This window comes from Pseudomonas sp. H3_E07, from assembly GCF_054668895.1.
The window spans coordinates 2,161,298-2,173,616 of record NZ_CP162795.1 but is presented as its reverse complement, the minus strand read 5'-3'; the positions used below and the strand labels follow the sequence as shown (position 1 = coordinate 2,173,616).

The 12,319-nt window shown below is 61.2% G+C and carries 10 protein-coding genes; 6 read left to right on the top strand and 4 right to left on the bottom strand.

Features of this window, described 5'->3' with window-relative positions:
• The first annotated feature begins 28 nt into the window (after nt 1-28).
• Nucleotides 29-2,515 carry a circularly permuted type 2 ATP-grasp protein gene (locus AB4O08_RS09950; RefSeq protein WP_010213590.1) on the top strand — a complete coding sequence of 829 codons (2,487 nt, stop codon included), beginning with the start codon at nt 29-31 and terminating at the stop codon, nt 2,513-2,515.
• Complete coding sequence (locus AB4O08_RS09945; protein ID WP_010213588.1) at nt 2,515-3,405, top strand: transglutaminase family protein; 891 nt, start codon at nt 2,515-2,517, stop codon at nt 3,403-3,405. Before AB4O08_RS09950 ends, AB4O08_RS09945 begins: the two co-directional genes overlap by 1 nt.
• Nucleotides 3,406-3,451: 46 nt before the next feature.
• Here the strand turns inward: AB4O08_RS09945 and AB4O08_RS09940 are convergent, their stop codons facing one another.
• Entirely contained in the window at nt 3,452-3,634 is a 183-nt protein-coding gene (locus AB4O08_RS09940) for a hypothetical protein (protein ID WP_010213587.1), read from the bottom strand.
• A 332-nt stretch (nt 3,635-3,966) separates the two neighbouring features.
• Between AB4O08_RS09940 and azu the strand changes: the two genes are divergently transcribed.
• The gene (gene azu, locus AB4O08_RS09935) at nt 3,967-4,413 is read left to right on the top strand and encodes an azurin (RefSeq protein WP_010213586.1); all 447 of its coding nucleotides are present in this window, start codon (nt 3,967-3,969) and stop codon (nt 4,411-4,413) included.
• Between the two features lie 136 nt (nt 4,414-4,549).
• On the opposite strand, the gene nadE is transcribed toward azu, so the two are convergent.
• From nadE to AB4O08_RS09920, 3 genes are all read right to left on the bottom strand, one after another.
• Complete coding sequence (gene nadE / locus AB4O08_RS09930) at nt 4,550-5,377, bottom strand: ammonia-dependent NAD(+) synthetase (RefSeq protein ID WP_010213585.1); 828 nt, start codon at nt 5,375-5,377, stop codon at nt 4,550-4,552.
• Nucleotides 5,378-5,380: 3 nt separating this feature from the next.
• Nucleotides 5,381-6,595 (bottom strand): nicotinate phosphoribosyltransferase, encoded by a 1,215-nt coding sequence (gene pncB / locus AB4O08_RS09925; RefSeq protein ID WP_010213584.1) that lies wholly within the window; start codon nt 6,593-6,595, stop codon nt 5,381-5,383.
• Between the two features lie 206 nt (nt 6,596-6,801).
• Nucleotides 6,802-7,692 (bottom strand): LysR family transcriptional regulator, encoded by an 891-nt coding sequence (locus tag AB4O08_RS09920; RefSeq protein ID WP_044286560.1) that lies wholly within the window; start codon nt 7,690-7,692, stop codon nt 6,802-6,804.
• Nucleotides 7,693-7,846: 154 nt separating this feature from the next.
• Between AB4O08_RS09920 and amaB the strand changes: the two genes are divergently transcribed.
• The 3 genes from amaB to AB4O08_RS09905 all read left to right on the top strand — a co-directional run bounded on the left by amaB (nt 7,847) and on the right by AB4O08_RS09905 (nt 12,310).
• Nucleotides 7,847-9,337, top strand: a complete 1,491-nt coding sequence (amaB, locus tag AB4O08_RS09915) for an L-piperidine-6-carboxylate dehydrogenase (protein ID WP_010213580.1) — start codon at nt 7,847-7,849, stop codon at nt 9,335-9,337.
• 178 nt (nt 9,338-9,515) lie between these two features.
• Nucleotides 9,516-10,799: an L-pipecolate oxidase gene (gene amaA, locus AB4O08_RS09910; protein ID WP_010213579.1), complete on the top strand. Its 1,284-nt coding sequence runs from the start codon at nt 9,516-9,518 to the stop codon at nt 10,797-10,799.
• 374 nt (nt 10,800-11,173) lie between these two features.
• Nucleotides 11,174-12,310: a branched-chain amino acid ABC transporter substrate-binding protein gene (locus AB4O08_RS09905; protein WP_010213577.1), complete on the top strand. Its 1,137-nt coding sequence runs from the start codon at nt 11,174-11,176 to the stop codon at nt 12,308-12,310.
• Nucleotides 12,311-12,319: the final 9 nt, after the last annotated feature.

The window sequence follows — 12,319 nt, the reverse complement described above, 5'->3', positions numbered from 1 at the left end:
GAGCCCCCTTGCCTCTGCCGAGCGTTCCATGTCCGACTTGCTCGACCGTTACCCGCTGACCGCGGGCACTTATCACGAACTGCTGGACGACAGCGGTTCGGTGCGTGCCCATTGGCGGCGCCTGCTGGACCACCTGCAACGCAGCACACCCGCGCAACTGGCCCAACGCCAGGCGCTGTTGACCCGGCAGATCCAGGAAAACGGCGTGACCTACAACGTCTACGCCGATCCCAAGGGCGCGGATCGCCCGTGGGAGCTGGATTTGCTGCCCCATGTGTTGGCCGCTGATGAGTGGCAGCACCTGTCGGCCGGTATTGCCCAGCGTGCGCGCCTGCTCAATGCCGTGTTGGCGGACCTGTACGGCCCGCAGCGCCTGATCAAGGAAGGTTTGCTGCCGGCGGAGCTGGTATTCGGGCATAACAATTTCCTGTGGCCGTGCCAGGGCATCCAGCCACCGGACGGCGCTTTCCTGCACCTGTACGCCGTGGACCTGGCGCGCACACCGGATGGCCGCTGGTGGGTCACTGCCGATCGTACCCAGGCGCCGTCGGGTGCCGGTTATGCGCTGGAAAACCGCACCATCGTGTCCCGGGCCTTTCCGGATCTTTACCGTGACCTGCAGGTGCAGCACCTCACCGGTTTCTTCCGCACCTTGCAGGAAACCCTTGCCCGCCAGGCGCCTGGTGATGACCAGCCGCCGCTGATCGTGCTGCTCACGCCCGGCCGGTTCAACGAAAGTTACTTCGAACACCTCTACCTCGCGCGCCAGCTTGGCTACCCGTTGGTGGAGGGCGGCGACCTTACCGTGCGCGACAGCACGGTGTTCCTGAAAACCCTCAGCGGCCTGCGCCGGGTGCACGCGATCATGCGTCGTCTGGACGATGACTTCTGCGACCCGCTGGAGCTGCGCACCGATTCGGCCCTCGGCGTACCTGGATTGCTGGATGCCGTGCGCCAAGGCAACGTGCTGGTGGCCAATGCCCTGGGCAGCGGCGTGCTGGAATCCCCCGGCTTGCTGGGCTTCTTGCCGAAGATCAACGAGTTCCTGTTTGGTGAAGCACTGATCCTGCCGTCCATCGCCACCTGGTGGTGCGGTGAAGCGCCGGTGCTGGCCGAAGCGCTGGAAAAAATGCCGGAGCTGTTGATCAAGCCCGCATTCCCGTCCCAGAGTTTCGCGCCGGTGTTCGGCCGTGACCTCAATGACGAACAGCGCCAGGCCCTGGCCGAACGTATGCGTGCGCGGCCTTACGCCTATGTCGCCCAAGAGTTGGCGCAACTGTCCCAAGCGCCGGTGTGGCACACCGTGGACGACCACCTGCAACACCGCGCCATCGGCATGCGTGTGTACGCCGTGGCCAGTGCCGAGGGTTACCGCGTGCTGCCTGGCGGCCTGACGCGGGTGGCGGCCGAAGCCGACGCCGAAGTGGTGTCGATGCAGCGCGGCGGCGCCAGCAAGGACACCTGGGTGCTCGGCGAACGCGCCGCCGGTGGCGAACACTGGCGTGCACAGCGCGCGATTGGCGCCCATGACCTGGTGCGCCGCGATCCTTATCTACCTTCCCGCGTGGTGGAAAACCTGTTCTGGTTCGGCCGTTACTGCGAACGCTGTGACGACAGCGCGCGCTGGCTGCGTATCGTGCTGGCGCGTTATGTGGATGGCGACGACCCGCTGGCCTTGCAGGCGGCCGTTGAGCTGGGCGAAAGCCTGCGGCTGCTGCCGGAGGAGGGCGAATTGCCCGAACGCCTGCTGGCGGCGCTGCTCGGTGATGACTGGCCATCGAGCCTGCGTGCCAACTTGCAACGCTTGCAGTGGGCGGCATCGCAGGTGCGCGGCAAGCTGTCCAGGGAAAACTGGCAGGCCTTGGTGGAGCTGCAACGTGAAGCCCTGGAGCTGGAAAGCGAATCACCGGATTTTGGCGAGTTGCTGGATTTCCTCAACCGCCTGGTAATGTCCCTGGCGGCGCTGTCCGGGTTTGCCCTGGACGATATGACCCGTGACGAAGGCTGGCGCTTTTTGATGATGGGCCGGCGCATCGAGCGCCTGCAATTTCTTAGCAGTAGCCTGGCAGCCTTTCTGCGTGGCGTGGCGGTATTTGATCAGGCTGGGTTGGAGTGGTTGCTGGAGTTGGGCAACAGCAGCATCACCTACCGCTCCCGCTACCTGGCGGTGCCGCAGTTGATCCCGGTACTCGACTTGCTGCTGCTCGACGAGCAGAACCCCCACGCGGTGTTGTTCCAGCTCAAGCTGGTGAGTCGCACCCTGCGACGCCTCAACGATGACTTTGGTGTGCCGCGGGAAACCGGCCTGGGCCCATTGGTGGAGCGCTTGGCGCGATTCGACCTGGGCTGCCTGGAGAACCCGCTGTTTGGTGAATCCAGCGTGCGTGCGGCGCTGGACGGCCTGGCCGACCTGCTGCAAGCGGTGGCCGATGAGAGTGGGCAAGTGTCGGACCGCCTGGCCTTGCGTCACTTTGCCCACGTGGATGATGTCAGCCAGCAAACGGTGTCGGTGTGATGAGTGCGCGCTACCAGATTTTCCACGATACCCATTACCACTATGACAGCCCGGTGTCCCTGGCCCAGCAGCTGGCGCACCTGTGGCCACGACCGTGCGCCTGGCAGCGCTGCAGCTCGCAGCAACTGGATATCAGCCCGGAACCGACCTCGCGCCGCGACGAGCTGGACGTGTTCGGTAACCCTATCACTCGGCTGGCATTCGAGCGGCCCCATGATGAGTTGCTGGTGAACGCCGGGCTGACCGTGGAAGTACTGGCGCGGCCGGCGCTGGATTTCCAGCAATCACCCGCCTGGGACCAGACCCGCGACAGCCTGACCTACAGCAGCCAGGCTATGTCCGATGAGCTGATTGAAGCCTGTCGCTACCGCTTCGAATCGCCCTACGTGCACTTGAAGAAAACCTTCGTCGAATTCTCCGAGAGCTGTTTCCCCGCTGGTAAACCGTTGCTGCTGGGCGTACAGGCGCTGATGGAAAAGATCTTCAGCGAATTCACCTTCGATGCCGAAGCCACCCAAGTCGCCACGCCGCTTGTCGAAGTGTTGGAGCGCCGCCGTGGCGTGTGCCAGGACTTCGCCCACTTGATGCTTGCCTGCCTGCGCTCGCGAGGCCTGGCGGCGCGCTATATCAGCGGTTATCTGCTCACCCAGCCACCGCCCGGCCAGCCACGGCTGATCGGCGCCGATGCATCCCACGCGTGGGTCTCGGTGTATTGCCCGGTATCAGGCTGGGTGGATTTTGATCCGACGAACAATGTGCAGCCGGCACTGGAGCACATCACCCTGGCCTGGGGCCGGGATTTTTCTGATGTGTCGCCGTTGCGAGGGGTGATTCTGGGGGGAGGGAGCCACGACCCGGAGGTGCGGGTGACGGTGATGCCGCTGGAATAACGGTTGATTGTGTCGAGCCGGGCGGGCCGGCTCAGCACAAAGGAATTTATTCAGCCGGATCTTTTGGTGTTTCGGTCTCTTCGCTCGTTTCTTTACCATCAACATCGGCGTTCAGCCCATTGGCCTCTTCTTCTGCAGCGGCTTTCTTGCGTTGCAGTTTTTCCTCTTTCTTCTGCTCCTTGGCCAAGTCTCTCTGACGTTTGGCGAAGGAGTAATTAGGTTTGGCCATGGGCGATCCTCTAAGGTCGAAGGTGAGGGTGGCGGCGCGCAGCTGCCTTGGGACGACATGGTAGCAGCTTCAGGGTGCGCTTGGCCTTCACTTACCGCAGGCGTAGGCGGCCAATAGGCCGTTGAACAGCTGGTCGAGGCGCATGGCTCGGACTCCGATGGGTGATGAGCCGATCATAGGCAGGTAGCAGTACTTTGGCTGGTAGATTGTGTTGATAAGGCTGATAGCCTAAAGTTGTATACAATCTGTTGATTCAGATCATAAGAATTCCTGCCTGCTTCAGGCACCCTTGTCGCAATTCGCGTTTTCTAAACCCTGCCTTGGAGATTCACATGTTTGCCAAACTCGTTGCTGTTTCCCTGCTGACTCTGGCGAGCGGCCAGTTGCTTGCTGCAGAGTGCAAGGTCACTGTCGACTCCACCGACCAAATGTCCTTTAACACCAAAGCCATTGAAATCGACAAGAGCTGCAAGACATTCACCGTTGAGCTGACTCACTCCGGCAACCTGCCGAAAAACGTCATGGGCCACAACTGGGTGCTGACCAGCGCGGCCAACATGCAGCCGGTTGCCACCGACGGCATGGCCGCCGGCATCGACAAGGATTACCTGAAACCCGGTGACGACCGCATCATCGCCCACACCAAGATCATTGGTGCCGGTGAGAAAGACTCGGTGACCTTCGACGTGTCGAAGCTGGCCGCCGGGACTGACTACGCGTTCTTCTGCTCGTTCCCAGGCCACATCTCGATGATGAAAGGCACTGTGACCGTCAAGTAAGACCGCGTTATCGTTCTTCGCGAGCAAGCCCGCTCCCACATTCGACCGCGTTCCCATGTTGGAAATCGGTCAAGTGTGGGAGCGGGCTTGCTCGCGAAAGCGGTCTGAAAATCAGTACAAACCTATCGGGTTCACTTCACGGCGCAAATGGCATCACCCGCTTGTGCTCGGTCTTGCGGTACGTGTCGCAGATAATCCTGAACGCTTCCTCACGCACCGGCTCGCCGTGCAGGAATGCATCGATCTCGGCATAGGTCACGCCATGTGACGCTTCGTCCGGCTTGCCGGGTGACAGGTCTTCCAGGTCGGCTGTCGGGACTTTCTCCACCAACGATTCCGGCGCACCAAAGTGCCGCGCAATCGCACGCACCTGGTTTTTCACCAGCCCGCTCAACGGCGCCAGGTCGCACGCGCCGTCACCGAACTTGGTGAAAAAGCCCATCACCGCTTCCGCTGCATGGTCGGTGCCGATCACCAGGCCACCGGCCGCGCCCGCGATGGTGTACTGCGCCACCATGCGCATGCGCGCCTTGGTGTTGCCCAGCACGAAATCCCGGGACACCGCCGCCTTGCCTTCAAACGCGGCCACTTCATTGGCCAGGGCCTTGACCGCCGGACCGATGTTCACGGTGTGGCGCTCGTCCGGCTCGATGAAGTCCACCGAGGCCGTGGCATCGATTTCGTCAAACTGTGTTTCGTAGGGCAGGCGCACCGCGATAAAGCGGTAAGCCTCATCACCGGTATGTTCCCGCAGCTCTTTCATCGCACGTTGAGCCAAGAGGCCTGCGGTCAGGGAATCGACGCCACCGCTGATGCCCAGCACCAACGTCTTGAGCCCGGAATTTCGCAGGCAGTCCTGGATAAAGGTCACGCGGCGGGCAACCTCGGCCTCAAGGGCGGCCTGGTCGTTGAACGGCGCTTGGACCTTGAGCTGTTCAGCAATCTCACGCTGTACGGCTTGCATGATTCACTCCTTGCTAGAGATGGCAGGTACTTTGAAAACATGACGCAAATAGGCGACGAAATTCGGGTCGGTGCAATGTGTCTTGCCCGCTTCATCGGAGATCTTCGCGACGGGCTGGCCATTGCAGGCGGTCATTTTAAGCACGATGCTCATCGGTTCCACACCTGGAATGTCGCACGTCAGGTTGGTGCCGATGCCAAAGCTCACGTTAATGCGACCACGCAGCGCCCGGAATATCTCCAGCGCTTTTGGCAGTGAAAGGCTGTCGGAGAATACCAACGTCTTGCTCATCGGCTCGATGCCGAGCTTGTGGTAATGGGCGATGGCTTTTTCCGCCCATTGCACGGGGTCGCCGGAGTCATGGCGCAGGCCGTCAAACAGCTTGGCGAAGTACAGGTCGAAGTCGCCCAGGAACGCATCGGTGGTGATGCAGTCGGTCAGGGCGATGCCCAGCAGGCCACGGTATTCGCGGACCCAGCAGTCGAGTGCGGCGATCTGGCTGTCGATCAGGCGGGGGCCCAGTTGCTGGTGGGCCATGATCCATTCGTGGGCCATGGTGCCCAGTGGCTTCATGTCCAGTTCGCGGGCCAGGTGCACGTTGCTGGTGCCGACGAAACGGCCGGGGAAGTCGTGCTTGAGTACGCTGACCACTTCTTCCTGCACGCGGTACGAGAAGCGCCGACGCGTGCCGAAGTCTGCCACTTGCAGCTCCGACAACTCGTCACTGCTGGCATTGGCGGTCAGCCAGTCGAATTTGCGGTACAGCTGTTCGCGAGCCTGTTCGAGGACCACGGTCTGGTAGCGGTAGCGGTTACGCACTTCGCTGACGATGGCCAGCATCGGCACTTCAAACAGGATCACATGCAGCCATGGCCCGCGCAGACGAATGAATAATTCGCCGTTTTCGATACCGGTCTGCACGTAACGCAGGTTGAAACGGAACAGCCCGAGGAAGCGCAGGAAGTCCGGCTTCATGAAGCTGATGCGCTCCAGGAAACCCAATTGGTCGGGGCTCAGGCTCAACTCGGCGAGGCGTTCGATCTGGTAGCGGATCTCCGCCAGATAGGGACGCAGGTCTTCGCTGTTACGGCAACGAAACTCCCATTCAACTTCCACGTTGGGGTAGTTGTGCAGCACCGCCTGCATCATGGTCAGCTTGTAGAAGTCGGTGTCGAGCAAGTTCTGCACGATGCGATCGGCAAACACACTCTCGCTCATAACGGGAATCTCCAGACGGGTCGGCGATGGTCGCCGGCCTTTACGCACAATTAAGGAAGGGGGCTAGTGGCGCATAGACCTGTGGGGTTTTGCCAGTGATTTTTTCGGTGAAGCCACTGGCGCCATCGCAGGCAAGCCAGCTCCCACATTTGAAACGCATGCCAAACTGGGGAGCTGGCTTGCATGCGATGGCGATTTTCCAGGCGCTAAAGCACCTGCTCCATCATCCACTTCACGAACTCGCGCACCTTGGGCACCTCCGCCGAATGCTCCGGGTAGGCCAGGTAATACGCGTCCTCACTCGGCATCGCATGCTGCCAGGGGATCACCAGCTTGCCGTCGGCCAGTTCCTCTTCCACCAGGAATCGCGGCAACAGCGCCACGCCACAGCCGACCTGCGCTGCACGGATGCACATATAAAAGGTGTCGAAACGCGGCCCGTGATAGCTGTGCTCGGTCTGGTAGCCCTGGCTGGCGAACCAGTCATGCCAGCCTTGGGGGCGCGAGGCGTTTTGCAGCAGCACCAGGTTGCTCAGCTGTGTGGGGTCGGTGAACGGCTGTGCGGGCAAGCTCTCCGGCGCGCACACCGGTACAAGTTCTTCGCTGAACAGCTTCTGGCTCTCGGTGCCGGGGCGTGAACCCTGGCCGAAGTAGAAGGCCATGTCGGCCTTGCCTTGCAGCAGTTCGTCCGGCTCCTGCTCGTTGCACAGGTCGAGGTGGATCTGCGGATGGCGCAGCCGCCAGCCCTTGAGGCGCGGCACCAGCCAGCGTGCGCCGAAGGTGTAGGGCGTGGACACCCGCAGCACTTCGGTTTCGCCGCCGTAGGAGCGCAGGTAGTGGGTAGACATCTCCACCTGGGTGAGGATCTTGCGCACTTCCACCAGGTACAGGTCGCCGGCCGGGGTCATCTGCAAGCGCCGGCGCACGCGACGGAACAGCAGATGCTGCAGCAACTCTTCCAATTGCGCCACCTGCTTGCTCACCGCGCTCTGCGTGAGGTTCAGTTCCTCGGCGGCGCGGGTGAAGCTCAGGTGGCGGGTGGCGGCTTCGAAGCACTGCAGGGCGGTGATCGAGGGCAAATGTCTTTTGTTCAGCACGGCACGCCTCTTTTTATTTTTTGCATGAATAAACGGAATGATATCTCGCCTAATCGTCGTTTGTTGGCAAGTCTTGGGCCAGCTACAAATAAGGTCTGGATCGTCGTGCGGGCCGCGGCGCAATTTTTCTGTTTTTAGTGTGAAGGAGTGACCCATGGTTGCCGCATTGCTTGATCGTCTCGGGGTAAACCCGGCGCTGTACCAGTCGGGCAAGCAGCCCGTGCATTCGCCGATCGATGGCAGCCGTATCGGCAGCGTGCACTGGGAAGGTGCCGCCGAGGTGGAGCAACAGGTCAGTCGCGCGGAGCATGCATTCGAGGCCTGGCGCAAAGTGCCGGCCCCGCGTCGTGGCGAGTTGGTGCGCCAGTTTGGTGACGTATTGCGCGAATACAAGGCCGACCTGGGCGAATTGGTGTCGTGGGAAGCCGGCAAGATCACCCAGGAAGGCCTGGGTGAAGTCCAGGAAATGATCGATATCTGCGACTTCGCCGTTGGCCTGTCGCGTCAGTTGTACGGCTTGACCATCGCCTCCGAACGCCCAGGCCACCATATGCGTGAAACCTGGCATCCGCTGGGCGTGGTTGGTGTGATCAGTGCGTTCAACTTCCCGGTCGCGGTGTGGGCGTGGAACACCACCCTGGCGCTGGTATGCGGCAACGCCGTGATCTGGAAACCCTCGGAAAAGACCCCGCTCACGGCTTTGGCCTGCCAGGCGTTGTTCGAGCGCGTGCTGAAGAAATTCGACGGCGCCCCTGAGTACTTGAGCCAAGTGATTATCGGTGGCCGCGATGCCGGGGCCGCACTGGTGGACGACCCACGCGTCGCCCTGATCAGCGCCACCGGCAGCACGCGCATGGGCCGTGAAGTGGCGCCGAAAGTCGCCGCACGCTTTGCCCGCAGCATCCTGGAGTTGGGTGGCAACAACGCGATGATTCTCGGCCCAAGCGCCGACCTGGACATGGCCGTGCGCGCCATTCTGTTCAGCGCCGTCGGCACTGCTGGTCAACGCTGCACCACCCTGCGTCGGCTGATCGCCCATGAGTCGGTGAAGGCCGAAATCGTCACCCGTCTCAAGGCCGCCTATTCCAAGGTGCGCATCGGCCACCCGCTGGAGGGCAACCTGATCGGCCCGCTGATCGACAAGCACGGCTTCGACAACATGCAGGACGCCCTGGAGCAAGCCTTGAGCGAAGGCGGCAAGGTGTTCGGCGGCAAGCGCCAGTTGGAAGACCAATTCCCCAATGCCTATTACGTGTCGCCGGCCATTGTGGAAATGCCCGAGCAAAGTGATGTGGTGTGTACCGAGACCTTCGCCCCGATCCTCTATGTGATCGGCTACAGCGACTTCAACGAAGCCCTGCGCCTGAACAACGCCGTGCCTCAAGGCCTGTCGTCGTGCATCTTCACCACCGATGTGCGGGAGGCTGAGCAGTTCATGTCAGCTGTGGGCAGCGACTGCGGTATCGCCAACGTCAACATCGGCCCGAGCGGCGCGGAAATCGGCGGTGCGTTTGGCGGTGAGAAAGAGACCGGTGGCGGGCGTGAGTCGGGTTCGGATGCGTGGCGCGGGTACATGCGTCGCCAGACCAACACCGTGAACTACTCGCTGGAATTGCCGCTGGCCCAGGGCATTACCTTCGACTAAACCACTGACGAAACGCGGTTGAAAATGTGGGAGTGGGCTTGCTCGCGAATGCAGGGTGTCAGTCAATAGATTTACAGCTGATCCACCGCATTCGCGAGCAAGCCCGCTCCCACATTTGATTGGATTAACCAGGCGACACTGAATTTAGTTGTTTGTTAGGTCTCATCGGAGTCTGGCAATGGCACTGCGCGAAACATGTTTGTGGGAACACCTCACCCCCAGCCGGCCGGACCGTGCCGCGCTCAAGGGCGAGGTCAAGGTGGATGTGTGCGTGATCGGCGCCGGAATAACCGGTTTGTCGGCTGCCACGCATTTGCTGGAGCAAGGTAAAAGCGTCGCTGTGCTGGAGGCCCATCGCACCGGCCATGGTGGTTCGGGGCGCAATGTGGGACTGGTCAACGCCGGTATGTGGATCCCGCCGGACGAAATCGAAGCCGGTTTCGGCGAAGCGGTGGGCAGCCAGCTCAATCGCATGCTGGGTGCGGCGCCGTCCCTGGTGTTCAGCCTGATCGATAAATACAACATCGATTGCCAATTACGCCGCGAAGGCACCTTGCACATGGCGCACAACGCCCGTGGCGAGGCGGATTTGCGCAGCCGTGAAGAACAATGGAAGCGCCGTGGCGCGCCGGTGGAGTTACTCACCGGCCAGGCCTGCGAGCAGGCCACCGGTACTAAAAGGATCGCCGCCGCCTTGCTGGATCGGCGTGCCGGTACCCTGAACCCGATGGCCTACACCAGTGGTTTGGCCAACGCGGCGGTCGGTCTGGGCGGACAGTTGTTCGACCATTCTCCTGTCACCCAGCTGGAACGCCAGGGCGCGCACTGGTCGGTGCAAACCGCGCAGGGTTCAGTGCAGGCTGCACAGGTGGTGATTGCCTCCAACGCCTACACCGAAGGCGAATGGACCGAACTGCGGCGCAATTTTTTCCCCGGTTATTACTACCAGGTCGCGTCGGCCCCGCTGACGGACGACGCGGCCAGCCAAATCCTGCCGGGTGGTCAAGGTTCCTGGGACACGCGCCAGGTCTTGAGCAGCATCCGCCGCGATGCCGACGGTCGTCTGTTGCTCGGCAGCCTGGGCAATGGCAGCCAGAAACCGACGTGGTTCCTCAAGGCGTGGGCCGATCGGGTGCAGCAGCACTACTTCCCCTACCTCAAATCGGTGCAGTGGGAGTACACCTGGACTGGCTGCATCGCCTTCACCCCGGACCACTTGATGCGCCTGTTCGAGCCGGCGCCCGGCCTTGTGGCCGTTACGGGATATAACGGCCGCGGCGTGACCACCGGCAGCGTGGTCGGCAAGGCGTTTGCCGACTATTTATGTCACCAGAATCCCCAGGCGCTGCCGATTCCCTTCGCGCCGATGCAACCCCTGGCGGGGGTGGGCTTGCGTAGCTGTCTGTATGAGGCTGGATTTTCGCTGTATCACGCGGGCCAATGCCTGAGGATCGTGATCTGATCAGCGAAATACCGCTCAGAAGCCCGCATTTTCTTAGCAGGCTACTAATCTGTATTGGTGCAAGTCGTAGCAATCACGCACTGTAAATGTGCAGTTCCGTTACGCCGTTTGTTACAGCGATAGGAACTGTCGTTTATAGGCCTGGTTGCAGGTGCGACCTGTCGCGGTTGTACTGTTTGGATCCATTGGTTGCACCTTTAGGTGCTAGAGGGTTGCACGTCCTGGCGAATGGAGCCGAAACACCTGCAATAACAATGACACCGTGTCTTTTTGAAGAATAAAAACGTAATGGCACGCGCCTTGCTCTGGGCTTTCAGTGAAAGGTTTGAATGCAAGTTGTCGTGCCAAAAATCAAAAATATCGGAGCACCACTCATGTCCCAGACGTTTTACAAGAAAGGTTTTCTGGCCCTCGCCGTTGCAGCGGCGCTGGGTGTTTCTACGTTTGTTCAAGCTGATGTGAAGATCGGCGTCGCGGGGCCGATGACCGGTGCCAACGCCGCTTTCGGTGAGCAGTACATGAAGGGTGCCCAGGCGGCAGCCGATGTGATCAACAAGGCCGGCGGCATCAACGGCGAGAAAATCGTGCTGGTGGCCGGTGACGATGCTTGCGAACCCAAGCAGGCCGTCGCTGTTGCCAACCGCCTGGCCGACCAGGACAAAGTGATCGGCGTGGTCGGGCACTTCTGCTCCTCCAACACCATCCCGGCCTCCGAGGTGTATGACGAAGCCGGCATCATCGCCATCACCCCAGGCTCCACCAACCCACAAGTGACCGAGCGCGGCCTGGGTGCCATGTTCCGTATGTGCGGGCGTGACGACCAGCAAGGCATCGTTGCCGGCGACTACATCGTCGACGTGCTCAAGGGCAAGAAAGTCGCCGTCATCAACGACAAGGACACCTACGGCAAAGGCCTGGCCGATGCCACCGCAGCCCAGTTGACCAAGCGCGGCGTCAAGCCGGTGCTGGAAGAAGGCCTGACCCGTGGCGAGAAAGACTTCAGCGCCTTGGTCACCAAGATCCGCTCCACCGGTGCTGACGTTGTGTACTTCGGCGGCCTGCACCCGGAAGCCGGTCCACTGGTTCGCCAGATCCGTGAAGCCGGTTTGAAAGACGTCAAGTTCATGTCCGATGACGGCGTAGTGACTGACGAACTGGTTGCCACCGCTGGCGGCGCGCAATACGTCGACGGCGTGTACATGACCTTTGGCGCCGACCCGCGCCTGCTGCCAGACAGCAAGGCGGTGGTGGAAGAGTTCCGTAAAAACGGCACCGAGCCGGAAGGCTACACCCTGTACGCCTACGCCTCGGTCCAGGCCCTGGCCGCCGGCTTCAACGGTGCCAAGTCCAACAAGGGCGAAGATGCCGCCAAGTGGCTCAAGGCTCACCCGGTAAAAACCGTCATGGGCGAAAAAGCCTGGGATTCCAAGGGCGACCTGAAAATCTCCGACTACGTGGTTTACCAGTGGGATAAAGACGGCAAATACCACCAGCTGGAAAAGCAGAAGTAAGACTAATCA

Bases quoted from the DNA above. Each gene is read 5' to 3' on its own strand.
- AB4O08_RS09940 (WP_010213587.1), bottom strand. From the start codon at position 3,634: ATGGCCAAACCTAATTACTCCTTCGCCAAACGTCAGAGAGACTTGGCC.
- AB4O08_RS09905 (WP_010213577.1), top strand. From the start codon at position 11,174: ATGTCCCAGACGTTTTACAAGAAAGGTTTTCTGGCCCTCGCCGTTGCA.
- amaB (WP_010213580.1), top strand. From the start codon at position 7,847: ATGGTTGCCGCATTGCTTGATCGTCTCGGGGTAAACCCGGCGCTGTAC.
- azu (WP_010213586.1), top strand. From the start codon at position 3,967: ATGTTTGCCAAACTCGTTGCTGTTTCCCTGCTGACTCTGGCGAGCGGC.
- nadE (WP_010213585.1), bottom strand. From the start codon at position 5,377: ATGCAAGCCGTACAGCGTGAGATTGCTGAACAGCTCAAGGTCCAAGCG.
- AB4O08_RS09945 (WP_010213588.1), top strand. From the start codon at position 2,515: ATGAGTGCGCGCTACCAGATTTTCCACGATACCCATTACCACTATGAC.
- AB4O08_RS09950 (WP_010213590.1), top strand. From the start codon at position 29: ATGTCCGACTTGCTCGACCGTTACCCGCTGACCGCGGGCACTTATCAC.
- amaA (WP_010213579.1), top strand. From the start codon at position 9,516: ATGGCACTGCGCGAAACATGTTTGTGGGAACACCTCACCCCCAGCCGG.
- pncB (WP_010213584.1), bottom strand. From the start codon at position 6,595: ATGAGCGAGAGTGTGTTTGCCGATCGCATCGTGCAGAACTTGCTCGAC.